This is a genomic window from Actinoplanes sandaracinus, from assembly GCF_030009775.1.
Taxonomy (GTDB): domain Bacteria; phylum Actinomycetota; class Actinomycetes; order Mycobacteriales; family Micromonosporaceae; genus Actinoplanes; species Actinoplanes sandaracinus.
In genome coordinates this window covers 1-22,745 of the sequence record NZ_JASCTH010000039.1, presented here as the reverse complement: position 1 = coordinate 22,745, position 22,745 = coordinate 1, and the positions used below count along the sequence as shown (strand labels likewise).

Sequence of the window (22,745 nt, the reverse complement as noted above, 5' to 3'; positions counted from 1 at the left end):
GCGAGGGTTGTCGAGCGGTGATTCGACGAGTCGTGACCGGCCGGCACCAGAGCGACGGGCCGGCCTGCCACGATCGGCATGTGGAGGATCAGGCCGCGACCCGGTGGGAGCAGGCGGTGTTTGCTCCGTTCTCGCCGCCGCACACTGGTAGTGGGTGTAGTACTCGTTGGCGCCGGTGTGCCGGCCGCCGCCCCCACGAATTTCTTCGGGGGAAGATATGACTCACAAGACACGACTGCGCGCTCTGGCTGTCGCCGGGATCGCCGGCATCGCCGCTTCGGTGGCCATCATGCCCGGCCAGGCGAACGCCGTGCTCAAGAGCTACGGCGCCTGGGTCAACCGCAGCCAGCACACCTGCCTGCGCAACTCCATGGGCGCCTCGATCCTGACCAAGGTCACCCGCAACGCCAACCTCGAAACGCAGCACTGGGACGACCGACCCGGATCTCGTGATGACGACGCGGGAGTGAGCGGCCGTTCGGCCGGTCACTCCCGCGTGCGGTCCGGCCGGGCCGCGACCTCAGAGGGCCAACTGTGGGCCGACCGTGCGCGGGGCCATCTGCTGGGGCACGGCGTACGGCCCGAGCATCGACTCGACGGCCGGGGCGATGGAGGGCCGCTCCGAGAGCTGCATCAGCCGGGTGGCGCGGGCGAGGGAGCCGGTCTCGCCGTCGCGGAAGCCCTCGCGGTAACCGCGTTCGTAGCGTTCACCGCGCCCCAGAGCCCGGCCGAGCGCGAAGCACGACGATCCGGCGAGGGCGAGCAGGAAGAGCATCGCGAAGGGTGTCACAGAACTATCCTTCCGGGCGCAAGCCACTAATTAGGCGAAAATTACACTAATCCGGCATATGATGCGGTAACGAAGAGATCAAGTACGCCAACGGGTGACCGTGAGGGGCGGCGTCCGGCCACCGAAGTCGGCCTGACAAGCTGGGACCTTGTGACAGACTCCAGCGACCTCGCCCGCCAGGTCCGCAGCGTGAGCCGCCTCACCGGTGAATTCACGCTCCGCTCCGGCCGCACAGCGACCGAATACTTCGACAAGTACCAGTTCGAGGCCGACCCGGTCCTGCTCGACCGGCTCGCCGAACGACTCGCCGTGCTCATTCCGGAAGGCACCGAGGTGCTCGCCGGCCTGGAGATGGGCGGCATCGCGGTCGTGACCGCGCTGGCCCGGCACGCGAAGCTCCCCACCGCGTTCGTCCGCAAGCAGGCCAAGCAGTACGGCACCGCCCGCCTCGCCGAAGGCGCCGAGGTGGCCGGCCGTCGCGTCCTGATCGTCGAGGACGTGGTCACCTCCGGCGGCCAGGTGGTCCTCTCCACCACCGACCTGCGCAAGCTCGGCGCGCACGTCGACCACGCGGTCTGCGTCATCGACCGTCAGGAGGGCGGCTCCCAGGCGCTGGCCGCCGAAGGCATCACCCTGCGGGCCCTGCTGACCCGCGCGGACCTCGACGCCGCGGCCTGACGGCTCACGAACTGTCCCACCGGGCGGTCCCTGACGGCCCGGTGGGCGACCCTCCCGCTTCGCCACGCCCCTTTCCGGTACGCGCCTGGCCGCCCCGGGCGAACCCGGGCCGTCCCGCACTACCGCGCGACGTCCCCGGCGATCCGGCCGCGGCGCGCCTGACGGGCAAGTCCCCTCGCACCGGGTGGCGGGGCCGGAAGGATCACGGCTCGCCGTCGGTCCGTGGCGCGGGCTGCGTCTCGTCGCGGACCCAGGCGATGTAGGCGGGGTTGGCGGCCAGGATCGGCAGGGCCAGGACGCACGGCACCTCGTAGGGATGCTCGGCGCCGGCCCGCTCGATGATGCGGCCGACCAGGTCGACACGGGTGTGCAGAGCCACCCGGGCCTCCGGATCGTCCTGGATGGCGCCGTCCCACCGGTAGAGGGAACGGATCGCGGTGATCTGCTGGCCGCACGCCGCCAGGCGGTCCTCGATGAGCCGGCGCGTGAAACCGGCCAGCCACTCCGGATCGGCGGCGGTGATGACCACCTCGCAGATACCGGTGCCGTCGTCACTCACCAGAGCCTCCAGCAGGTTCGTCGCGGTCAGGAGCCGGTGCGCTTGGCGAGCTCGGCGGCGATCAGTTCGGCGATCTGCACGGTGTTGAGGGCGGCGCCCTTGCGCATGTTGTCACCGGTGATGAAGAGCGACAGGGCACGCGGGTCGTCCATCGCGCGGCGGATGCGGCCGACCCAGGACGGGTCAGTGCCGACGGCATCGATCGGCATCGGGAACTCGCCGGCGTCGGGATCGTCGACCAGGATCACGCCCGGGGCGTTGCGCAGCACCTGCCGGGCGCCGTCCGCGGTCACCTCGGAGGCGAAGACCGCGTGCACGGCCACCGAGTGGCCGGTGACGACCGGGACGCGTACGCAGGTGGCGGAGACCTTGAGGGCCGGCACGCCCAGGATCTTGCGGGACTCGTTGCGGAGTTTCATCTCCTCCGACGACCAGCCGTTGTCAGCGGGGTCGCCCGACCAGGGCACCACGTTGAGCGCGAGCGGAGCCGGAAACGGGCCGAGATCGTCGCCGACGGCCTGGCGCACGTTGCCCGGGCGGGAGCCGAGCAGGCGGTCACCGGCGACCTTGGTGAGCTGGTCGTGCAGGGTGTCGATGCCGAACTGGCCGGCCCCGGAGGCGGACTGGTAGGAGGCCAGGACCAGTTCGCGGAGCCCGTACTCGTAGTGCAGCGGGGCCACCGCGATGATCATCGCGGCCACCGTGCAGTTGGCGCTGGACACGATGCCGGCCGGGCGGTGCGCGGCGTCCTCACGGTTGACCTCGGGCACCACGAGAGGCACGTCCGGACGCATGCGGAAAGCCGACGAATTGTCCACCACGATCGTGCCGCGGGAGACCGCGATCGGCGCCCAGTGCTCGGACACGGCATCGGGCACGTCGAACATCGCCACGTCGACGCCGTCGAAAGCCTCGGCGGTCAACTCGGCCACTTCCAGTCGCTCGCCGCGGCAGGTCAGCGACTTGCCGGCGGACCGCGCCGAGGCGATGAGCCGGATCTCGCCCCAGTGGTTACGCCGGGACGAGAGCAGCTCGAGCATGACGGATCCGACGGAGCCGGTGGCCCCGACGACGGCGAGCGTGGGCTGCGCCACGTCCGGCTTACCGGCCGGTACCGCCGTAGACGACGGCTTCCTCGTTGCCACCGAGCTCGAACTGGTCGTGCACGGCGCGGACCGCGGTGTCGAGGTCGGTGTCACGGCAGACGACGGACACCCGGATCTCCGAGGTGGAGATCATCTCGATGTTGACGCCGGCCTCACCGATGCAGGCGAAGAAGGAGGCCGCGACACCCGGGTGGGAGCGCATGCCGGCGCCGATCAGCGAGACCTTGCCGACGTGGTCGTCGAAGAGCAGGCTCTTGAACTTGATCTGGTGCTTGATCTTGTCGAGCGCGGACATCGCGCTCGGCCCGTCGGCCTTCGGCAGCGTGAACGAGATGTCGGTGCGGCCGGTGCCCTCGGTCGACACGTTCTGCACGATCATGTCGATGTTGATCTCGGCCTGGGCGACCGTCTCGAAGATGCGGCCGGCGGAGCCCGGCTCGTCGGGCACGCCGACAATCGTGATCTTGGCTTCGCTACGGTCGTGCGCGACCCCGGTGATGAGTGCTTGTTCCACGTCAGGGTCCTCCATCGAGCCGGTGACGAGCGTGCCTTCTTTGTTCGAGTACGAAGAGCGTACGTGGATCGGCACCTTGAAGCGGCGCGCGTACTCCACGCATCGCAACATCAGCACCTTCGCCCCGCCCGCCGCCAGCTCGAGCATCTCCTCGTAGGTGATCTTCTTGATGTGCTGGGCGTCCGGCACGATCCGCGGGTCGGCGGTGAAGACGCCGTCCACGTCGGTGTAGATCTCGCAGACGTCGGCGTGCAGCGCCGCGGCGAGAGCGACCGCCGTGGTGTCCGAGCCGCCACGGCCGAGCGTGGTGATGTCCTTGGTGTCCTGCGACACGCCCTGGAAGCCGGCGACGATGGCGATGGCGCCCTCGTCGAGCGCGGTCCGCAGGCGGCCGGGCGTGACGTCGATGATCCGGGCCTTGCCGTGCACCGAGGTGGTCAGCACGCCGGCCTGCGAGCCGGTGTAGGACCGGGCCTCGTAACCCAGGTTGTGGATCGCCATGGCGAGCAGCGCCATCGAGATCCGCTCGCCGGAGGTGAGCAGCATGTCCAGCTCACGGCCGGGTGGCAGCGGGCTGACCTGGTTGGCCAGGTCCATCAGCTCGTCGGTGGTGTCGCCCATCGCCGAGACCACGACGACCACGTCGTCGCCGGCCTTGCGAGCGGCCACGATGCGCTCCGCCACCCGCTTGATGCGCTCAGCGTTCGCTACCGATGAACCACCGTACTTCTGCACCACTAGAGCCACGGCGAAACCATTCCTTCGGCGATACGGAACAACGACGCCGGTCAGGGCGGTCGCCACCACACTAGCCGCGCCCGGGCACAGCCTCGACATGTGATCCCACAATCCGGCCAACGTCACGCGACACGCCGGTGCCGCCGGGCCGCCATGCCGGGGGCAGCGCGCGAAATGGGGCGAGAATGTCGCGATGCGTCTTCTCTCCGCGTTGACCGTCGTGCTGCTGGTCGGCCTGGCCGGCTGTAGCACCAGCGACGCCACGCCGGAGACGGCCGCCGGCTCGCCGTCCCCCGTGCCGTCGGCCGCCACCCCGGCTCCCGAGGCCCGTAACGCGCTCGCCGGCCTGGCCGCGCTCGCCCTGGACCGCCAGTACGCGGCCCTCTACACCTTCGAGTCGGGAGGCGCGACCCGCGAGGTGGTCGCCGCGGTGGCGAAGGACGGCACGTGGCGGGTCGACATCCCGGCCGGCGCGCTGGGCGGCACCGCCGGCGTCACGATCATCCGGTTGGCGACCGGTCTCTATCAGTGCACGCTCACCAGCCCCGCCCAGCCGGTCAGCCCGACGTGTGTCCGGGTCGCCGAGCGCGGTGACAAGGTGCCGCGCCGCTACGACCCGCGGGTGCAGCGCCTCTTCCGGCAGTGGCTGCCGGTCTTCACCGACCGCAAGGCGCCGCTGGCGGTCTCGCTGGTCCAGCCGCTGGCCGGGGCACAGGGCACCTGTTACGCCGTCGACTCGGTGACCGCCGCGCTGGACGAGCCGGTCGACGTCGGCATCTACTGCTACTCCGCCGACGGCCTGCTGACCGCCGCACGGGTGGACTTCGGCGTGCTCAAGCTGGTCCGCCACGTGGAGGGACCGCCGAGCCTGCAACTGCCCGGGCCGGAGGCGGGCGGCCAGCCGATGGGCATGTCCAGCCCTCCGCCGCCGGTGCTGCAGCCGAGCGGCCCGACCCCGTCCGCATGACCCCTGTCCTTCCCACGATCCGGGCGAATGGTTAGCCGATCTCAAGGTCGTGACGTAACGTGGCTGGCGACATGTGGCAGGTGAACCTTCTCCTTCGCTGCCGCGACGAGGCCCCATTCCAGGTCGGCACCTCGTCGCGGAGGTGACGCACGCCGCCTGCTCGTCTTCTTCCTGACTGGAGCAGTCACATGTCCACTCCCTTCGAGACTCAGCCTTTCGATACGCAGCGCCCGAGCGCCATGCCCTTTCAGCGCTACGAGTCGTACCAGAAGCAGTTCGCGGTCGATCTGACCGACCGGCAATGGCCCGCCCGGGTCGTCGAGAAGGCCCCGCGCTGGTGCGCGGTCGACCTGCGTGATGGCAACCAGGCGCTGATCGACCCGATGTCGCCCGAGCGCAAGCGGCGGATGTTCATGCTGCTGGTGAAGATGGGCTACAAGGAGATCGAGGTCGGTTTCCCGGCGGCCAGCCAGACCGACTTCGACTTCGTACGCCAACTGATCGAGCAGGACCTGATCCCGGACGACGTCACCATCCAGGTGCTGGTGCAGTGCCGGGAGCACCTGATCGACCGCACCTTCGAGTCGATCCGCGGCGCCAAGCGCGCCATCGTGCACTTCTACAACTCCACCTCGGCGCTGCAGCGGCGCGTGGTGTTCGGCCTGGACCGCGACGGCATCACCGACATCGCGACGACCGGCGCCCGGCTCTGCCAGAAGTACGCGGAGATCCACACCCCGGACACCGAGATCTTCTACGAGTACTCGCCGGAGTCGTACACCGGCACCGAGCTGGACTACGCGCTGGAGATCTGTTCCGCGGTCATCGACGTGATCGACCCGACCCCGGCCCGGCCGCTGATCATCAACCTGCCGGCCACCGTCGAGATGGCCACCCCGAACGTCTACGCCGACTCGATCGAGTGGATGCACCGCAACCTGCCCCGCCGGGACAGCGTGATCCTCAGCCTGCACCCGCACAACGACCGCGGCACCGGGGTCGCCGCCGCCGAGCTGGGCCTGCTGGCCGGCGCCGACCGGATCGAGGGCTGCCTGTTCGGCAACGGCGAGCGCACCGGCAACGTCGACCTGGTCACCCTGGGGCTCAACCTGTTCTCCCAGGGCATCGACCCGCAGGTGGACTTCTCCAACATCGACGAGATCAAGCGCACCGTGGAGTACTGCAACCAGCTGCCGGTGCACGAGCGGCACCCGTACGCGGGCGATCTGGTCTACACCGCGTTCTCCGGCTCGCACCAGGACGCGATCAAGAAGGGCTTCACGGCGCTGCAGGCCGACGCGGACGCCGCCGGCACGCCGATCGACGACTTCACCTGGGGTGTGCCCTACCTGCCGATCGACCCGAAGGACGTGGGCCGCACCTACGAGGCCGTCATCCGGGTCAACTCGCAGTCCGGCAAGGGCGGCGTGGCGTACATCATGAAGGAAGAGCACAAGCTGGACCTGCCGCGGCGGCTGCAGATCGAGTTCTCCGGCGTGGTGCAGCAGCACACCGACGCCGACGGCGGCGAGGTCACCCCGCAGCAGATGTGGGACTACTTCGCGGCCGAATACCTGGTCGAGCACCAGGCCGCCACGAAGTTCACCGTGGAGAGTTACAGCACGGCCACCGTCGACGGCAAGGTCGAGATCGACGTCGAGGTGATCCACCGTGGCGTGCGGCGGCCGCTGGTCGGTGTCGGCAACGGCCCGATCGCCGCGTTCCTGCAGGCCATCGAGCCTCTGGGAATCAACGCCCGGGTGCTGGACTACAACGAGCACGCGCTCACCTCGGGCGGCGACGCGCAGGCCGCCGCCTATGTGGAGTGCGAGGTCGGTGACGTGACCGTCTGGGGCGCCGGTGTCGACGCCAACATCGTCAGCGCGTCCATCAAAGCGGTGACCAGCGCGGTCAACCGCGCACGCTGATTTTCACCCTTGCCGCGTGCCGCTCGTGCTCTCGAGTGGCACGCGGCAAGATCGGGTACGAGACTTGACCCGTGCCCCCACGTAGCTCCGCCCTCGCCACAGCCGCTTTCATCCTCGTCGCCGCGACCGGCTGTGACGTCGTCACCGCCGGCGACCCCGGCGCCCCCGGTGGTTCCGGTTCCGCCGGTTCCGGCTCCGCGTCCGACAGTTCCGCCGTTCTCGGCACCCTCGAGGTCGTCGCGAAGACCGGCTCGATGGCCGGGTACAGCCGGGAGAAGTTCCCGCACTGGCGGGACACCGGCGACAACTGCGACGTCCGTGACACCGTGCTGAAGCGTGACGGCGAGAACGTCAAGTTCTCCGGCTGCAACGTCGTCGCCGGCACTTGGAACAGCCTCTACGACGGCAAGGTCCTGGACGCTCCCACCCAGGTCGACATCGACCACATGGTGCCGCTGGCCGCCGCCTGGCGTTCCGGAGCCGACAAGTGGACCACCGAACAGCGCGGCGACTTCGCCAACGACCTGGACCGGCCGCAACTGATCGCCGTCTCCGCCGGCTCGAACCGGTCGAAAGGCGATCAGGACCCGTCCACGTGGAAGCCGCCCGCGCGGGACAGTTGGTGCTCGTACGCGAAGGATTGGGTTGAGGTGAAGAGCCATTGGAAACTGACGGTGACGCAGAAGGAGAAGGACGCTCTCACCGAGATGCTGGGGACCTGCTGATGGCCGAGGCGGCGCAGAACAAGAGCACGGGCAAGAGCAGCGACATCGTGGCCGGGCCGGGAGGCGTGATGACCGACGAGGTCGGCGTCGTCACCGGTGATCTGACGCTGCGCACCGAACTCGCCGGCGGCGAGGCCGTCCTGAGCGTCCAGTACAAGGACGCCGAGGAGTGGTACGCGGTGACCGGCGGCCGGTCCAAGCTGGCCGACCCCGCCGACCTCGAGGCCGTGCACGCGATCGCGGTGGCGCTGCTGCACCGCCCCGAAGGGTGATGCACCGGCATCTACGATCTCCCCACATGTTCATGGCTGCGAGCGCGATCGCCCCTGAGGGCTCTGAGCCTGGCACAGGGTGGCTAGGGTCGGGCGGATGCGTCTCACCCGCCTGGCCGTCGCCCTGATCGTGGCCCTTCCGCTGGTCACCGCGACCGCGTCGGCCGGCCCCTTTCCCGGGCCGGCCATGATCGCGCTGACCGGCGTCCTTCCGGCGGTGGCCGAGGCGACGCCGGCGCCCGGCGACGACTTCCGGCTCACCGCACAGACCGTGATCACCGCTTCCGGCGACGCCATGCCGGTCGCCGGGCAGCTCGCCGCCGCTCTGCGCCCGGCCACCGGCTTCGGCCTGCCTGTGGTCACCGCAGCCGGCACGGCGGCGATCGCCCTGGTCCTGGAGCCGGGGCACCCGGACGAGGGCTATCGGCTCGACATCCGCGACGCTCGCGTCGAGCTGCGGGCCTCCCGGCCGGCCGGGCTCTTCGCCGGCGTGCAGACGCTGCGCCAACTGCTGCCGCCGGAGATCGAGGCGGACACCCCGCAGCGCCGCCGATGGGTTCTCCCCGGCGGCCACATCAAAGATCATCCGCGGTACGCCTACCGCGGCTCCATGCTCGACCTGGCCCGTCACTTCCACGAGCCCGCCGAGGTCCGTGCCTACATCGACCAGATCAGCCGGTTCAAAATCAACTACCTGCACCTGCACCTGAGCGACGACCAGGGCTGGCGCATCCAGATCGACTCCTGGCCGAGGCTGACCGAGGTCGGCGGCGCGCCCGGCACCGGTGTCGGTGGCGCCGGCGGCGGCTTCCTCACCAAGGACGACTACCGCGACCTCGTGCGTTACGCCGCCGACCGCTACATCACGATCGTGCCCGAGATCGACATGCCCGGGCATGTGAACGCCGCCCAGGTCGCCTACCCGGAGCTGACCTGCGACGGGGTCGCGCCGAAAGCCCGCACCGACATGCGGGTGGGCTACAGCTCACTCTGCGTCGGCGAGGAGATCGCCTACCGGTTCGCCGAGGACGTCATCCGCGAGGTGGCCGAGATGACTCCGGGCCCGTACCTGCACATCGGCGGCGACGAGACGTTCGCGACCGCGCACGGCGGCTACCTGGCCTTCCAGCGCCGGGTCCTCCCGCTCGTGGGCGAGCACGGCAAGACCGCGTTCGGCTGGCACGAGATCGCCCAGTCCCCGGCCGCGGCCGGAGCGGTGCTCCAGTACTGGGGCAAGGAGAACAGCCACCCCGCGGTCGCCACCGCCGTCGCCGCGGGAGCGAGACTGGTGCTCTCCCCCGCGAACCGCGCCTATCTCGACATGCGTTACGACAAGCTCACACCCGGCGGGCTCGACTGGGCCGGCTCCATCGAGGTGCGCAAAGCCTACGACTGGAACCCCGGGCGGCTGCTGCACGGCGTACCGGAGGAATCGGTCCTGGGGGTGGAGGCTCCGTTGTGGTCGGAGACGCTGCGCGATCTCGCCGACATCGAGTTCATGGCCTTCCCCCGGCTCGTCGCGGCCGCCGAGCTCGGCTGGTCGCCGCGGGCGACCCACGACTGGGAGTCATTCCGCGCCCGCCTGGGCGCCTACGGCCCCCGTTGGGCCCGGCAGGGCGTCCGCTTCCACCGATCCCCTCAGATCCGCTGGTCCTGAAGGATCAAGACCCCCGTCGGGTACGCCGTGAGCCGTCCCGCCGACCGGACGGCACCGCAGCCGGGCCCGTCGCGAGAATGAAGAAGGCCGCCCCAGGGCTGACCGGGGCGGCCTTCTCGCGTACCACGCAGAGCTGTGGATCGTGCCTCAGACCACCGGACCGCCGGGGGTCTCCAGGGCGGTCTCCAGCGCTCCGTGCGCGTCCTTCGCGCCGGCGCCGTCAGCGGTGATCTCGGCCTTCACCGCGTGCGGGCGGATCTCGCCGGTCTCGATCTGCTCCGCCCAGTGGCAGGCCACCCGGTGCGTACCGGTGCCGATGATCCGCAACGACGGCCGGTCGTCGCGGCACTTCGTCGGCTGCGCCCACGGGCACCGCGTGTGGAACCGGCACCCGGTCGGCGGGTTCGCCGGTGACGGCAGGTCGCCGGCGAGCAGGATCCGCTCCCGCCGGTCCTCCACCTCGGGGTCCGGCACCGGCACCGCGGACATCAGGGCCCGGGTGTACGGGTGCAGCGGCCGACGGTAGATGTCGTCGCTCGACGCCTCCTCGACCAGGCCGCCCAGGTACATCACGCCGACGGTGTCGGAGATGTGCTTGACCACCGCCAGGTCGTGGGCGATCACCAGGTAGGTGAGGCCCAGCTCCTCCTGGAGATCCCCCAGCAGGTTGATGACCTGGGCCTGGATCGAGACGTCCAGGGCCGAGACCGGCTCGTCGGCGACGATCAGTTCCGGGTTGAGCACCACGGCCCGGGCGATGCCGATGCGCTGACGCTGGCCGCCGGAGAACTCGTGCGGATAGCGCGACAGCGCCCACTGCGGGAGACCGACCGCGTCCAGGGTCTTCGCGATCAGCTTCCGCCGCTCGGTGCGGTCACCACCGATCCCGTGCGCCTGGAGGCCCTCGGTGAGGATCGACTCGACGTTCTGCCGCGGATCCAGGCTGGACATCGGGTCCTGGAAGATCATCTGCATGCGCTTGCGCATCTGCCGCAGCTGCTTGGGCGGCAGCGTGGTCAGCTCGGTGCCGTCGAAGTTCACCCGGCCGCCGGTCGGCTTGGTCAGTTGCAGCAGCGCCCGGCCCAGCGTCGACTTGCCACAACCGGACTCACCGACCAGGCCGTACGTCCGGCCCTTCTCGATCCGCAGATCCACCCCGTCGACGGCCTTGACGTGCCCGACCGTCCGGTCCAGGAACACCCCGCGCTTGATGGGGAAATGCACTTTGAGGTCGTCGACCTCGACCAGCACCTCGGTCACGACGAAACCTCCGCGGTAACGGGCTCGGGGTTGACGCAGCGGTACGCGTGCCGGTGGATGCTCTCGACCAGCGCCGGCGGCTCGCCGACGCACGCGTCCACCCGGCGGTCGCACCGCGGGGCGAAAGCACAGCCGTCCGGCCAGGGCAGGACGTCACGCACCGAGCCACGGATCGCGTGCAACCGCTCGCCGCGGGCGGAGTCCAGGCGCGGCACCGAGCCGAGCAGGCCATGGGTGTACGGATGCCGGGGCTCGGCGAACAGCGGCTTGCGCCGGGCCGACTCGACGACCCGGCCGGCGTAGAGCACGTTGACCGTGTCGCACATGCCGGCCACCACACCCAGATCGTGAGTGATCATGACCAGGGCGGTTCCCGACTCGCGGACCAGACCGCGCAGCAGTTCCAGGATCTGCGCCTGGATCGTCACGTCGAGCGCGGTGGTCGGCTCGTCCGCGATCAGCAGCCGCGGCTTGCAGGCGACCGCCATCGCGATCAGCGCCCGCTGCCGCATGCCGCCGGAGAGCTGGTGCGGGTACTCCTTGAGCCGCCGCGCCGGGTCCGGGATGCCGACCTTGTCGAGCAGGTCGGTGGCCTCCTTGCGGGCGGCCTCCCCCTGCATCCCCCGGTGCCGGCTGAGGACCTCGGTCACCTGCACGCCGATCGGCACGACCGGATTCAGCGAGGACAGCGGGTCCTGGAAGATCATCGCGATGTCCCGGCCGCGGATGTCCCGCATGCTCCGCTCGTCGGTCTTGAGCAGGTCGGTGTCGTCCGCGAACATCGCGGAACCACCGATGGTCACACCGCGCTTCTTCGGCAGCAGCCCCATCAGGGCCAGCGAGGTGACGCTCTTGCCGCAGCCGGACTCGCCGACCAGGCCGACGACCTGCCCGGCCTCCACCGAGAACGACACTCCGTCGACCGCCCGGACGGTGCGCTGACCACGCCGGGCGAAAGTGACGGACAGATCCTTGACGTCGAGCAAAGGCATGGCGGGCCTCACTTCCGCAGTTTCGGGTCGAGGGCCTCACGCATCGCCTCACCGAGCAGGGTGAATCCGAGCGCGGTGATGATGATGCCCAGCGCCGGATAGATCGCCAGACCGGGACGGGCGCCGAGGTACTGCTGCGCGTCGGCGAGCATGACACCCCACTCCGGGATCGAGGAGTCCGGGTTGCCCAGCCCGAGGAAGGACAGGGCGGCGGCCTCGATGATGGCGGTGGCCAGCGTGAGCGTGGCCTGCACGATGACCGGGGCCAGCGAGTTCGGCAGGATGTGGGTGAACGCGATCTTCGACTTCTTCACGCCGAGCGACGTCGCCGCGAGCACGTAGTCGCCACCGGACTGCGCGATCATCGCGCCACGCAGCAGCCGGGCGAAGACCGGCACCGACACCATGCCGACGGCGATCATCACCGTGGTCAGGCTGGCGCCGAGCAGCGCCGCGATGCTGACCGCCAGCAGCAGGCTGGGCAGCGCGAGCAGCATGTCGACGATGCGCATCAGCACGCCGTCGACCGCACGCCCGATGCGGCCGCCGAGGCCGGCCGACGCGCCGGCGATGCCGCCGATCAGCGCGCCGATGGTCAGGCCGATCAACGTCGAGATGACGCCCACCAGCAGCGTCTGGCGGGCCCCGACCAGCAGTCGGCTGAACTCGTCCCGGCCCTGGTGGTCGTAACCGAGCCAGTGCTCGGCCGACGGGCCCGGAATGAGACCCGGCTTGATCACGCCCTCGCGGATGCCCATCGTGTCGGTCGGCGAGTACGGCGCCAGCCACGGCCCGATGATCGAGATGATCACGAACAGCAGCAGGATCGACGCGCCGACGATGGCGCTCGGGTTGCGGCGCAACTGCCGGAACGCCTCGGCCCACAGGCTGACACCGCGCTCGTCCTGCTTGACCGCGGACAACTCGCCCAGCCGGTCGACCTTGTCACTCTTGGTGCTCATCGAACCCTCACCCTCGGGTCGATCAGGCTGTACGAGACATCGACCAGCAGATTCACCAAGACGTAGAAGACGGCAATGATCATGATGAAGCCCATCAGGACCGGATAGTCCCGGTTGGCGATGGCCTCATAGAGGAACGCGCCGATGCCGCTGAAAGCGAACACCGTCTCGGTCAGCACCGCGCCGGAGAGCAGGCCGCCGGTGAGCAGGCCGATCACCGTGACGATCGGCAGCATCGCGTTGCGCAGGATGTGGCGGCCCCGGACCGTGCGCTCGGACAGGCCCTTCGACTGGGCGGTCCGGACGTAGTCCTCGCTCAGCACTTCGAGCACGCTCGCCCGGGTGATCCGGACGATGATCGCCAACGGAATGCTGGCCAGCGCGATGCCGGGCAGAACCAGGTGCCACAGCGCGTCGAGGGCGGCGTCCCACTCGCGGGTCATCAAGCCGTCCAGGACGAAGAAATTGGTGATGCGGGTGGCGCCGAGGGTCGGGTCCTGCCGCCCACTCGACGGGAACATGTGCAGCTCTTCCGAGAAGACCGCCTTCAGCACGTACGCCAGGAAGAACACCGGCACACAGATGCCGATCAGCGAACCACCGACCGAGGCGCTGTCCAGGAAGCTGCCGCGACGCCGGGCGGCCAGATAGCCCAGCGGGATACCGACGCCGATCGCGATGATCATCGCGGTGATGGTGAGTTCCACGGTGCCCGGGAAACGTTCCAGGAACTCCGTCGTGACCTCGCGCTTGGTCGAGATCGAGGTGCCCAGGTCAAGCTTGAGCATGCGTTGCATGAACCGGCCGTACTGAACGAGCAGCGGCTCGTCCAGGCCGAGGTTCGCCCGGATCTGCGCGCGCAGCTCCGGGGTGCCGCGCTCGCCGAGGATCGCGGTCTCCGGGCCGCCGGGCAGGCGGCGCAACCAGATGAACAGAAGAATCGACAGGCCGAACAGCGTCGGAATCAGCTGTAGCAGGCGTCGCACGATGAACCGAATCAAGGCCGCCTCGAGAGGTGGGAGGTCGACAGCGGGCGGGCGTCAGGGTATGACGCCCGCCCGCCGATAGATCAATACCGCGGTGCCGGGTTGCGGCTTACTTGAAGGTCGCCCCGGAGAAGCGCTCGTCGGTCAGCGGGCTCGGCGTGACACCGGTGACGCCCTTGCCGAACACGATCGCCGGCGGCGAGTGCGAGATCGGGACACCCGGCGCGAACTCCGCGACAGCGGCGTTCAGAGCCTTGTACTTCGCGATCCGCTGCGTCGGGTCCGCCGTGGTGTCGGCGTCCTTGAACTGGGCGAACAGCTGCGGGTTGTTGAAGCCCCACTCGTCCTTCTGACGGTCGAACATGGTGCCGATGAAGTTGTAGGCGTCGCCGTAGTCACCGGTCCAGCCGAGCATGTGCAGGTCGTGCGCGCTGCCCGAGGTGGTGGCGTTGAGGTAGTCCGGGCTCCACTTCAGCGGAATGCCCTCGACCTCGATGCCGACCGCCTTCAGGTCGGCGGCGAGCAGCTCGTACAGGTCCTTCGGGTTCGGCATGTACGGCCGGGTGACCTCGGTCGGGTAGTGGAAGCGCAGCTTCAGGTTGCTCGCGCCGGCCGCGGCCAGCAGCTTCTTGGCTTCCTCGACGTTGTAGTCGTACTTCTTGACGTCCGCGTTCCAGCCCTCGACCGTTTCCGGCATGAACTGCGAGGCCACCTTGGCGCCCGGGGGCAGCTTCGAGTCGACCAGCGCCTGCCGGTTGATCGCGAAGTTGATCGCCTGGCGCACCTCGGGCTTGGCCAGCGCCGGGTTGCCCTTCTGGTTGATCGCCATGTAGAGGATGTTGAACGCCGGACGGGTCAGGACGTTGAAGCCCTCACCCTTCAGCGGCTCGACGTCAGCCGGGCCGACCAGGTCGTAGCCCTGGATGTCACCGGAGCGCAGCGCCTGCTTACGGGCGTTCTCGTCGGAGATCGTGCGGAAGACGAGGGTCTTCAGCTTCGCCTTGTCGCCCCAGTAGGCGTCGTTGCGCTCGATAGTCAGCGACTTGTTCGGCTTGTCCCAGGTCTTGAACTTAAACGGGCCGGTGCCGGTCGGGTGCTCCATCGCGTACGACGGGTACTTGATGTCGTCGGCGGTGCCGGCGATGTTCGACGCCTCGTACTGCTTGAGGGCGCCCGGGCTGTGGATCGCGAACGACGGCAGCATCAGTGCCGACGGAATCTTGCTGGACACCGCGGTGAACGACAGGTCCACCGTCGTGGCGTCCTTCGCCGCGCAGGACTTGAAGAGGCTCGGCGGCAGCTCGTCGCTCTCGTTCTTCGCGAAGCCACCCATTACGTCCTGCCAGTACGGCGTGACGTCGGGGCTCTGCATCAGACCGGTCGAGTTGAACCAGCGGTTGAAGTTGACGCACACCGCCTCGGCGTTGAAGTCGGTGCCGTCGTGGAACTTCACGCCGGACCGCAGCTTGAACGTCCAGGTCGTGCCGGCGGCGTCCGGAGTCCAGCTCTCGGCAAGACCGGGCGACGGCTTGGTGCCGCCCTCTTCCGGGCGCACCAGCGTCTCGAAGATCTGCCGGGCGACACGGAGCGACTCGCCATCGCTGGCGAGACTCGGGTCGAGCACCTTCGGGTCACCGGCAACACCGAAGACCAGCGTGTCCTTGACGCTCGTACCACCAGAACCGTCACGGTCGCTCTCGGCACAGCCGGCGGCTGCAAGGATCGCGACTGCGGTAACCGCGATCGCGGCTTTCCGCCTCGATGGACGCATCGTGCTTCACCTCTGCCTGTGGGGGTGGTCAACGCGGTGGAGTGTGCCACCGATGCGACGGACATTAATCGCACGTTGGTTTACCGGGCAGCCGTTGGTATCCAATCGTGTTGTTACAAGGCTGCTTCACGCCGTATCCACCCCGACACCAGCCGTCAGACCGCCCGGCGCCCCTCAAAAGCACGCCCCAGAGTGATCTCGTCCGCGTACTCCAGATCGCCGCCGACCGGCAGGCCACTGGCCAGCCGGGTCACCGCTATACCCATCGGCTTGATGAGCAGGGCCAGGTAGGTCGCGGTCGCCTCGCCCTCCGTGTTCGGGTCGGTGGCCAGGATCAACTCCCGGACCTCCCCCGTCCCCAGCCGGATCAGCAACTCGCGGATCTTCAGATTGTCGGGCCCGATGCCCTCCAGCGGATTGATCGCACCGCCGAGCACGTGATAGCGCCCCCGGAACTCGCCGGTGCGCTCGATCGCCACGACATCCTTCGGCTCCTCCACCACGCACAACACCTCGTTGCTGCGGCGGGTGTCCCGGCAGACCCGGCACTGCTCCGACTCGGCCACGTTGAAACAGGTGGTGCAGAAGCGGACCAGGTCCTTGACCTTGCGTAGCGCGGTGGCCAGCCGGTTCACGTCGGCCGGGTCCGCGGACAGAACGTGGAACGCGATGCGCTGGGCCGACTTCGGGCCCACACCCGGCAGCCGGCCCAGCTCATCGATCAGATCCTGGATGGCACCTTCATACACGGGATCAGAACCCCGGCAGGGAGAAGCCGCCGGTCGCCGGGCCCATCTTCGTCTCGGCCAGCTCGCGCTGCGCCTCCGCCGCGTTGTGGATCGCGGCCACGACCAGGTCCTCCAACGTCTCCACGTCCTCCGGGTCGACGACCTTCGGGTCGATCTTGACCGACTTGAACTCACCCAGACCGGTGATCACCACAGTCACCAGGCCGCCACCGGCGGTGCCGGTCAGCTCGGCCTCGGCCAGCTCGGCCTGCGCCTTCGCCACCTGCTCCTGCATCTTCTGCGCCTGCTTCATGATCTGCTGCATATTCGGCTGTGCACCGGGGCGCATGGCACCGCTCCTCAACTAATCGGTTCGTTGTCCACCGTCGATATGGCGCGGCGGTCGAAGTTACCGCCGCCAGCGTAGCCGCCGCCCTCTCCATGCCCGCCGAGACGCCACCGGACACCACCCCCGCGAGAACACCCCGCATCCGGGCCCGCCGGAGATCCGAAAACCTGGCGGCGCGGCGGCTTCCGGCCGCTGGACCGTGCGCTTGCGGCTGCAGCCCTGAGCCCCGCGGCGCGCCGGGCGGCCCGGCTCGGCTCGGCTCGGGCAACCCGCCTCCGGACCGGCGCCGCCTCGGGACCGGCCGCGCTGAGTCAGCCGCCGCCCGGCCCGAGCCGACGACCGCCCACTGGGGTCGACGCGCCACCGCGTCGAGTCAGCCTCCGCCCGGCCTGAGCCAACCGCCACCAGGCCTGAACCGACGGCCGCCCGCGCTGGGTCGACAGGCCGCCCCGCTGAGGCGGCGGCCGACAGCCGCACAGCGCAAGCCGCTCGGCCAGACGGGCCCGACAGGCGGCGGAAGGTCAGAGTTCGCCGATCTTCTCAGCGCCGAAGGCCTCCCGGAGAAGCTGCATCGCATGCTCCTCACCGCTCTGCCGGGCGGTCTTCTCGTCGATCACGTCGTCGAGCGGCTCGTCACCCGGGTCGAAACCCTCGAAGGCCGCCGTTGCGCCCGGAGGTGGCGGACCGTCGTACTCCGGATCGTAGGGCGCCTCCTCGATCGGCGACCCGTCGGACCAGGTCCGCGCGGCGCCACCCGGCGCCCCGGCCGGTTTGGCCGTCGCCGCACCACCGGCCGGCCGGCCGGCGACCCCACTGCGCGCATTGGCCAGAGCGGCACGCGCGGCGGCGGCGCCGCTGCTGCCGGCCCCTTCAGTCGCGGTACGCGCGGCGGCACGAGCCGCCTCCATCGCCGCCGATCGAGCCGGCGCCGCGGGCGGCCGAGCCGGAGCCGCGGGCGGCCCACTGTCACGCGGCGCCGAGACCGCGGCCCCACCGAACGCCCCACCGGCACCGCCACCCAGCGACGACACGCCACCACCGGATGCCGGAACACCGGGCGTCGGCCCGGCCGCCGGCTCGGGCCGCGAGGCGGCGCCCCCACCCGTGCCGGTCTGAGGCCCGGCAGCCGGACCTCCCACGCTCTCGGTGACCGCGGCGGATGGGCCCGCGTCAGGCCGAACACCAAGCCGAGCCGGCTCAGGCCACGCGGAGTCAGCGCTCGCCCCAGACCCGGCACTCGCCCCAGAATCAACGCCCGTTCCAGAACCGGCAGCCGGCGCCGTGGAGCCGCCACCGCCCGGTTTGGCCGGCTCGGGCCAGGCAGGCTCGTCACTCTCCGCCGAGGGGACCGATCGGACCGCTCCACCCGGTTGAGCGGGCTCCGGCCAGCCGGTGTCTCCAGACACGGAGTCAGCGGCGGCGACCGCCGATGCCCCCGGCCGGGCAGGTTCCGGCCAACCCGTGTCCGCACTCTCCGTCACGGAAGTCGCCGGGGCCGCTCGGCCCGGCCGGACAGGCTCGGGCCAGGCCGCATCCTCGCTGTTCCCCGCAGAGACCGCTGCTGACGGTCCTTCTGGCGAGGCAGACGGCGATCGGCCGGCACTCCCACGCTCAGCCGCTGCTGATGTGCCGGCGTCCTGAGCACGGCGGCCATCCGGCGACACGGCGACGCCGGGTTGCCGGTGATCGTCGCGGCTTACCGGGCCGGCGGGGCGAGTGCGTTCAGGCCAGTCATCGTCGGCGTCGGCGGCGGGGGCTCGCTGTGGGCGGGACGGGCGGGACTCGGTCCGCCCGGTGTTCCGCTCCGGCGCTGACGAGGCGACTGCCGGCGAACCCTGCTGCGGGACGGGCCTTCCGGCTGTTCCGGGGGCCGACCGCCGCCCGGGCTGGTCCCGGCCGTCAGCGGATGCTCCCGGCCGGGTGGCGCCACGAGCCGGATCGGCGTCGTTCGCCTCACCCACCTCGCACCGGATCCGCCAGTCCCCGCCAGGAGCCCGCCGGAACTCCGTCGCGATCGCGTCGCGCCAGTTGAGGAAACGGTCCACGAGCGCCTGGGTCGGCGCGGCGAAGACGACGGTGTCGCCGTCCACCTCGCGGACGCCGATGCCGTACTCCTGCATGGCCCGGACTTTCGCCTGCTGCTGGCCGAGGATCCGCCACGCGTCGCGGATCCGCTCCAGCCGGTCGTCCGGCGGGGATGCGAGACGCGGCTCCGCCCGGACGGGGGCCGGGGGCTCGTCCTCCGGCGGTTCCTCGTCCCAGGGGGGTTCCTCGTCGTAGTGGCCGTCGCCGGTGGCGACGGTCGGCCCGCCACCTTCGGCGATCCGGTTCCAGTCGGGCTCACCGTGGCCCTCGGCCGTGACCTCCGAAACAGGAGCTCCCGGAGCGGGACCTTCGTCGCGGGTGGCAGCGGCGGCTTCACCCGGCGCAGCCCCAGGCGGCTCCGGAGCCGCAGCACCAGGTGTGCCGGCCGCAGCCGGCGAAACGGGAGCGGCGGGAACCGGCGAAACGGAAGGAACGGCAGTAGCCGCAGGCGCGGCGGGAACGGCGGCAGCGGCAGGAGCCGCCGGAGAGACCGGCCGCGCGGCCGCCCCACCCGCCGGCGGGCGGCCGGATCCACCGCGAGCGGCGGCGGCCGCGGCGGCGGCGGCCATGGCAGCCGCTTTCCCACCGCCACCGGCACCACCGCCGATACCGGTACCACCGGTACCACCGGTACCACCACCGGCGGCAGGGTCACGGAGCGCCTCGGCGCCGGAGTCGGTGATGGCCGGACGATCGCCTCGGACGTCAACGGCGGCGGACGGGGAAAGGGTGATCCCCTGCTCCAGCCGCTCAAGGCGCTGCAGCAGCGCGCTGGCCGAGTCGTCGGCGCCGGGCAGCAGCATGCGAGCCGTGACCAGCTCCAGCAGCAGGCGCGGCGCGGTCGTGCCGCGCATCTCCACCAGGCCGTTGTGCAGGATGTCCGCGCAGCGGGACAGGGTGGCCGCGCCCAGCCGGGCGGCCTGCCCGGCCATCGTCTCGAGCTGGTCGGCCGGACCGTCGATCAGGCCTTTGGCCACGGCGTCGGGCACCTGCTGCAGAACGATCAGGTCGCGGAAACGCTCCAGCAGATCGGAGGCGAAGCGGCGGGGCTCGTGGCCGGCCTCGGCGACCCGGTCGATGGTGGCGTAGGCGGCGGCGCCGTCACCGTCGGCGAGGGCGGCGCACATCTCGTCGATGAGGGTGACGTCGGTGACGCCGAGCAGGCCGACGGCCCCGGCATAGGTGACGCCTTCCGCCCCGGAGCCGGCGATCAGCTGGTCGAGAATCGAGAGCGAGTCACGGGCGCTGCCCCCACCGGCACGCACCACCAGCGGCAACACCGCCGGATCGGCGACGACACCCTCGGCGTCGCAGAGCTGCTGGAGGTATGGCCGCAGCACCGCGGGCGGGATCAGCCGGAACGGGTAGTGGTGGGTCCGCGACCGGATGGTGCCGAGCACCTTGTCGGGCTCGGTGGTGGCGAAGATGAACTTCACGTAGTCGGGCGGCTCCTCGACGAGCTTGAGCAGCGCGTTGAAGCCGGCCGACGAGACCATGTGCGCCTCGTCGATCACGTAGATCTTGTAGCGACTGCTGACGGGGGCGAAGAACGCCTTCTCCCGCAGCTCACGCGCATCGTCGACGCCACCGTGGCTGGCCGCGTCGATCTCGATCACGTCGATCGAGCCGCCACCGTCGTTGGCCAGCGACCGGCAGGAGGCGCAGACCCCGCACGGATCGGGCGTGGGGCCCTGCTCGCAGTTGAGCGAGCGGGCCAGGATGCGGGCACTGGACGTTTTGCCGCAGCCGCGCGGGCCGGAGAAGAGATAGGCGTGGTTGAGCCGCCCGCTGCGCAACGCCTGCGACAGCGGCTCCGTGACGTGCTCCTGGCCGATGACCTCGGCGAAGGTGCGCGGCCGGTACTTGCGATAGAGGGCGAGAGCCACTCCTGCCACCTCCTGAAGACCGCGTCATTCTCCGTCGAGGGTCTGACAAGAACAAACGACGTGCCCCGGAAGTGCGGTGCCACAAAAAGTAAGGACCCCCCGTGCACCCGCCAGAGCCCGCTTATCCTTGCTGCCTTCCGGCCCTGGGGAGGTTCACGGGATACACGCCGCACGAGGGGCTACCGAAGAGGGTACCCGGCCACGGCCGGCCACACGCAGACCCCCCTCCCCGCGCACCGGGGAACGGAACGTCTGTATTCTGGCGCACGGAGGATTCGCCTAGTGGCCTAGGGCGCACGCTTGGAAAGCGTGTTGGGGGAAACCCCTCACGAGTTCGAATCTCGTATCCTCCGCCAGTTCTACCAGGCACAACGCAAGGGCCGACCCCCGAGGGGATCGGCCCTTCTGCATGAGCGGTCTCAGTTGTGGTCTCAGTTGCCCGTCAGGCGGCCTCCTCGCCGCCCTTCCCCTCCCCCACCGAGTCGGCCGGTGGGCCTACCGGGGACACCTCCGAGGGCTTCCAGATGAGCCCACCCACCCGCTTCGCGATGTCGGCCCGGATCGGATCGGTCAAGTGCTGGTACCGGGCTGCCATGGCCGTTGTGGCCCAGCCCATGACTCCCATCGCGGCTCGCTCGTGCACCTGGAGGATGAGCAGCACGGTGGCGGCGGTGTGCCGGGCATCGTGCAGACGGCCGTCACGTAGACCAGCGTCGCGGAGAATCTGCTTCCATTCGTGGTAATCGGTGTTCGGATTCAACGGGCGGCCGACCGGGTTCGTAATCACCCACCCTCCCTCCTCCCACAATTGAGCGGCTTTCTTCCGCTCGGCGGCCTGCTCCGTCTTGTGTGCCTTCAGCAGCTCTGGCATCCGGTTGAGCCGATGAACCCGCCACGGTGCTCACAAGACAGCCGGGACGGCGACAGTGCGGCAACGGCGGGCCACCCTCACCTGTTTCAGCAGCTCAGAGGCGTGTAGCGCTCGGTCTTGAAAGCCGGTGTCAGTTCCTGTTCGGGATCAAGGAACCTGCGTGCTGGTCGGCGACTCACTCTTCGACATCAAAGCCCGCTCGATCCCCTGGGTCGGCCGGCGGAGCCTAGGCGACCGGCGATTCGTGGAGCACTTCGGCCACATGCCCGGTCGAGCTGACCCGACGCCCCGTCCGCTCGACAAGAGCCCCGGTCTCAAATGCGGTCTCATTCGTTGCCAACCGATGCCGTTCGATCTTGTCCGACGGCAACCACGTGGCGCCAGCGATGGCCTTGACGTTGCTAGACTCATGCGCCGCGACCACGGCCCGGTCAGTGACCCGCCACAAGAATGCAGAGTCCGGCTGGTCGGCACATCTGCGCCAGGCCCAGCAGATCCGCCAAAATCACCTGTGCCTGCCTGCGCTCGGCTCCCTCGTGACCTTGCACGGCCAATTGGGCGTCCCGGATCAAGTCGGGCAGCAGGTTGCCGAGCACACTGGTCGCCGTACACGCCCGCGCACTGTTCACGAGCATCACCGCCCTAGTAGTGCTTTGTCATGATCCGCGTCGTGGGCGTCGTTTCCGTTGTGGGAACGGGGTTCGGCAGGTGGGGCAGGATCCGAGGAGATGGACCAGCAGGAGCTGCAGGCGTCGGAGTACGGCGTAGAGGGTCATTCCGGCGCATGGGTTTTTGGGTCGAGGCGTTGCAGGGTCAGGAAGATGTGGGCTGCGGAGACGAGGGTGACGTGGTGGTGCCAGCCTTGCCAGGTGCGGCCTTCGTAGTGGTCGAGACCGAGACCGGTCTTGACTTCGCGGTAGT

19 protein-coding genes, 1 tRNA gene, 1 other RNA gene and 2 pseudogenes are annotated in these 22,745 nt (G+C 69.8%); 7 read left to right on the top strand and 16 right to left on the bottom strand.

The features are described from left to right. Positions 1 to 520 precede the first annotated feature (520 nt). Positions 521 to 790: a hypothetical protein gene (locus tag QLQ12_RS40905; protein WP_282766417.1), complete on the bottom strand. Its 270-nt coding sequence runs from the start codon at positions 788 to 790 to the stop codon at positions 521 to 523. A 150-nt stretch (positions 791 to 940) separates the two neighbouring features. On the opposite strand from QLQ12_RS40905, the gene pyrE reads away from it, so the two are divergent. Then, entirely contained in the window at positions 941 to 1,468 is a 528-nt protein-coding gene (gene pyrE / locus QLQ12_RS40900) for an orotate phosphoribosyltransferase (protein ID WP_282766416.1), read from the top strand. 202 nt (positions 1,469 to 1,670) lie between these two features. Here the strand turns inward: pyrE and cutA are convergent, their stop codons facing one another. Genes cutA through QLQ12_RS40885 form a run of 3 tightly spaced genes read right to left on the bottom strand, consistent with a single transcriptional unit; the run spans position 1,671 to position 4,394 of the window. Then, positions 1,671 to 2,027, bottom strand: a complete 357-nt coding sequence (gene cutA / locus QLQ12_RS40895) for a divalent-cation tolerance protein CutA (RefSeq protein ID WP_282766414.1) — start codon at positions 2,025 to 2,027, stop codon at positions 1,671 to 1,673. Positions 2,028 to 2,053: 26 nt separating this feature from the next. Continuing rightward, positions 2,054 to 3,121, bottom strand: a complete 1,068-nt coding sequence (locus QLQ12_RS40890) for an aspartate-semialdehyde dehydrogenase (protein WP_282766413.1) — start codon at positions 3,119 to 3,121, stop codon at positions 2,054 to 2,056. 7 nt (positions 3,122 to 3,128) lie between these two features. Beyond that, complete coding sequence (locus QLQ12_RS40885) at positions 3,129 to 4,394, bottom strand: aspartate kinase (RefSeq protein ID WP_282766412.1); 1,266 nt, start codon at positions 4,392 to 4,394, stop codon at positions 3,129 to 3,131. Between the two features lie 184 nt (positions 4,395 to 4,578). Here QLQ12_RS40885 and QLQ12_RS40880 point away from each other — a divergent pair, with 184 nt between their 5' ends. From QLQ12_RS40880 to QLQ12_RS40860, 5 genes and pseudogenes are all read left to right on the top strand, one after another. After that, complete coding sequence (locus QLQ12_RS40880; RefSeq protein ID WP_282766411.1) at positions 4,579 to 5,352, top strand: hypothetical protein; 774 nt, start codon at positions 4,579 to 4,581, stop codon at positions 5,350 to 5,352. 188 nt (positions 5,353 to 5,540) lie between these two features. After that, the gene (leuA, locus tag QLQ12_RS40875; RefSeq protein WP_282766410.1) at positions 5,541 to 7,280 is read left to right on the top strand and encodes a 2-isopropylmalate synthase; all 1,740 of its coding nucleotides are present in this window, start codon (positions 5,541 to 5,543) and stop codon (positions 7,278 to 7,280) included. Positions 7,281 to 7,351: 71 nt separating this feature from the next. Further along, on the top strand, positions 7,352 to 8,005 hold the full coding sequence (locus QLQ12_RS40870) for an HNH endonuclease family protein (protein ID WP_282766409.1): 654 nt from the start codon (positions 7,352 to 7,354) through the stop codon (positions 8,003 to 8,005). Positions 8,006 to 8,049: 44 nt separating this feature from the next. Further along, positions 8,050 to 8,277: pseudogene (locus tag QLQ12_RS40865) on the top strand (hypothetical protein); the annotation flags it as partial. A gap of 97 nt (positions 8,278 to 8,374) precedes the next feature. Then, positions 8,375 to 9,934 (top strand): beta-N-acetylhexosaminidase, encoded by a 1,560-nt coding sequence (locus QLQ12_RS40860; RefSeq protein WP_282766407.1) that lies wholly within the window; start codon positions 8,375 to 8,377, stop codon positions 9,932 to 9,934. 147 nt (positions 9,935 to 10,081) lie between these two features. On the opposite strand, the gene QLQ12_RS40855 is transcribed toward QLQ12_RS40860, so the two are convergent. The 9 genes from QLQ12_RS40855 to ffs form a co-directional block, all read right to left on the bottom strand. Beyond that, positions 10,082 to 11,194, bottom strand: a complete 1,113-nt coding sequence (locus QLQ12_RS40855; protein WP_282766406.1) for an ABC transporter ATP-binding protein — start codon at positions 11,192 to 11,194, stop codon at positions 10,082 to 10,084. Beyond that, positions 11,191 to 12,186, bottom strand: coding sequence for an ABC transporter ATP-binding protein (locus QLQ12_RS40850; protein WP_282766405.1), 996 nt, complete (start codon positions 12,184 to 12,186; stop codon positions 11,191 to 11,193). Before QLQ12_RS40850 ends, QLQ12_RS40855 begins: the two co-directional genes overlap by 4 nt. Before the next feature lie 8 nt (positions 12,187 to 12,194). Continuing rightward, a complete protein-coding gene (locus tag QLQ12_RS40845; protein ID WP_282766404.1) occupies positions 12,195 to 13,148 on the bottom strand; it encodes an ABC transporter permease in 954 nt (317 codons plus the stop codon). Further along, on the bottom strand, positions 13,145 to 14,149 hold the full coding sequence (locus tag QLQ12_RS40840; RefSeq protein WP_282766403.1) for an ABC transporter permease: 1,005 nt from the start codon (positions 14,147 to 14,149) through the stop codon (positions 13,145 to 13,147). Before QLQ12_RS40840 ends, QLQ12_RS40845 begins: the two co-directional genes overlap by 4 nt. 94 nt (positions 14,150 to 14,243) lie before the next feature. Continuing rightward, on the bottom strand, positions 14,244 to 15,905 hold the full coding sequence (locus QLQ12_RS40835) for an ABC transporter substrate-binding protein (RefSeq protein WP_282766402.1): 1,662 nt from the start codon (positions 15,903 to 15,905) through the stop codon (positions 14,244 to 14,246). A gap of 155 nt (positions 15,906 to 16,060) precedes the next feature. After that, positions 16,061 to 16,654, bottom strand: coding sequence for a recombination mediator RecR (gene recR, locus QLQ12_RS40830; RefSeq protein ID WP_282766401.1), 594 nt, complete (start codon positions 16,652 to 16,654; stop codon positions 16,061 to 16,063). Between the two features lie 4 nt (positions 16,655 to 16,658). After that, the gene (locus tag QLQ12_RS40825) at positions 16,659 to 16,958 is read right to left on the bottom strand and encodes a YbaB/EbfC family nucleoid-associated protein (RefSeq protein WP_282766490.1); all 300 of its coding nucleotides are present in this window, start codon (positions 16,956 to 16,958) and stop codon (positions 16,659 to 16,661) included. Positions 16,959 to 17,503: 545 nt separating this feature from the next. Continuing rightward, on the bottom strand, positions 17,504 to 20,953 hold the full coding sequence (locus QLQ12_RS40820; RefSeq protein WP_282766399.1) for a DNA polymerase III subunit gamma and tau: 3,450 nt from the start codon (positions 20,951 to 20,953) through the stop codon (positions 17,504 to 17,506). 87 nt (positions 20,954 to 21,040) lie between these two features. After that, positions 21,041 to 21,137, bottom strand: an RNA gene (ffs, locus tag QLQ12_RS40815) — signal recognition particle sRNA small type. An 84-nt stretch (positions 21,138 to 21,221) separates the two neighbouring features. Here ffs and QLQ12_RS40810 point away from each other — a divergent pair. After that, positions 21,222 to 21,309: transfer RNA gene (locus tag QLQ12_RS40810), tRNA-Ser, on the top strand. Between the two features lie 86 nt (positions 21,310 to 21,395). Here QLQ12_RS40810 and QLQ12_RS40805 read toward each other — a convergent pair. From QLQ12_RS40805 to QLQ12_RS40795, 3 genes and pseudogenes are all read right to left on the bottom strand, one after another. Further along, complete coding sequence (locus tag QLQ12_RS40805; RefSeq protein ID WP_282766397.1) at positions 21,396 to 21,824, bottom strand: tyrosine-type recombinase/integrase; 429 nt, start codon at positions 21,822 to 21,824, stop codon at positions 21,396 to 21,398. A gap of 431 nt (positions 21,825 to 22,255) precedes the next feature. After that, positions 22,256 to 22,420 carry a hypothetical protein gene (locus QLQ12_RS40800; RefSeq protein ID WP_282766396.1) on the bottom strand — a complete coding sequence of 55 codons (165 nt, stop codon included), beginning with the start codon at positions 22,418 to 22,420 and terminating at the stop codon, positions 22,256 to 22,258. A gap of 176 nt (positions 22,421 to 22,596) precedes the next feature. Beyond that, positions 22,597 to 22,745: pseudogene (locus QLQ12_RS40795) on the bottom strand (IS701 family transposase); the annotation flags it as partial.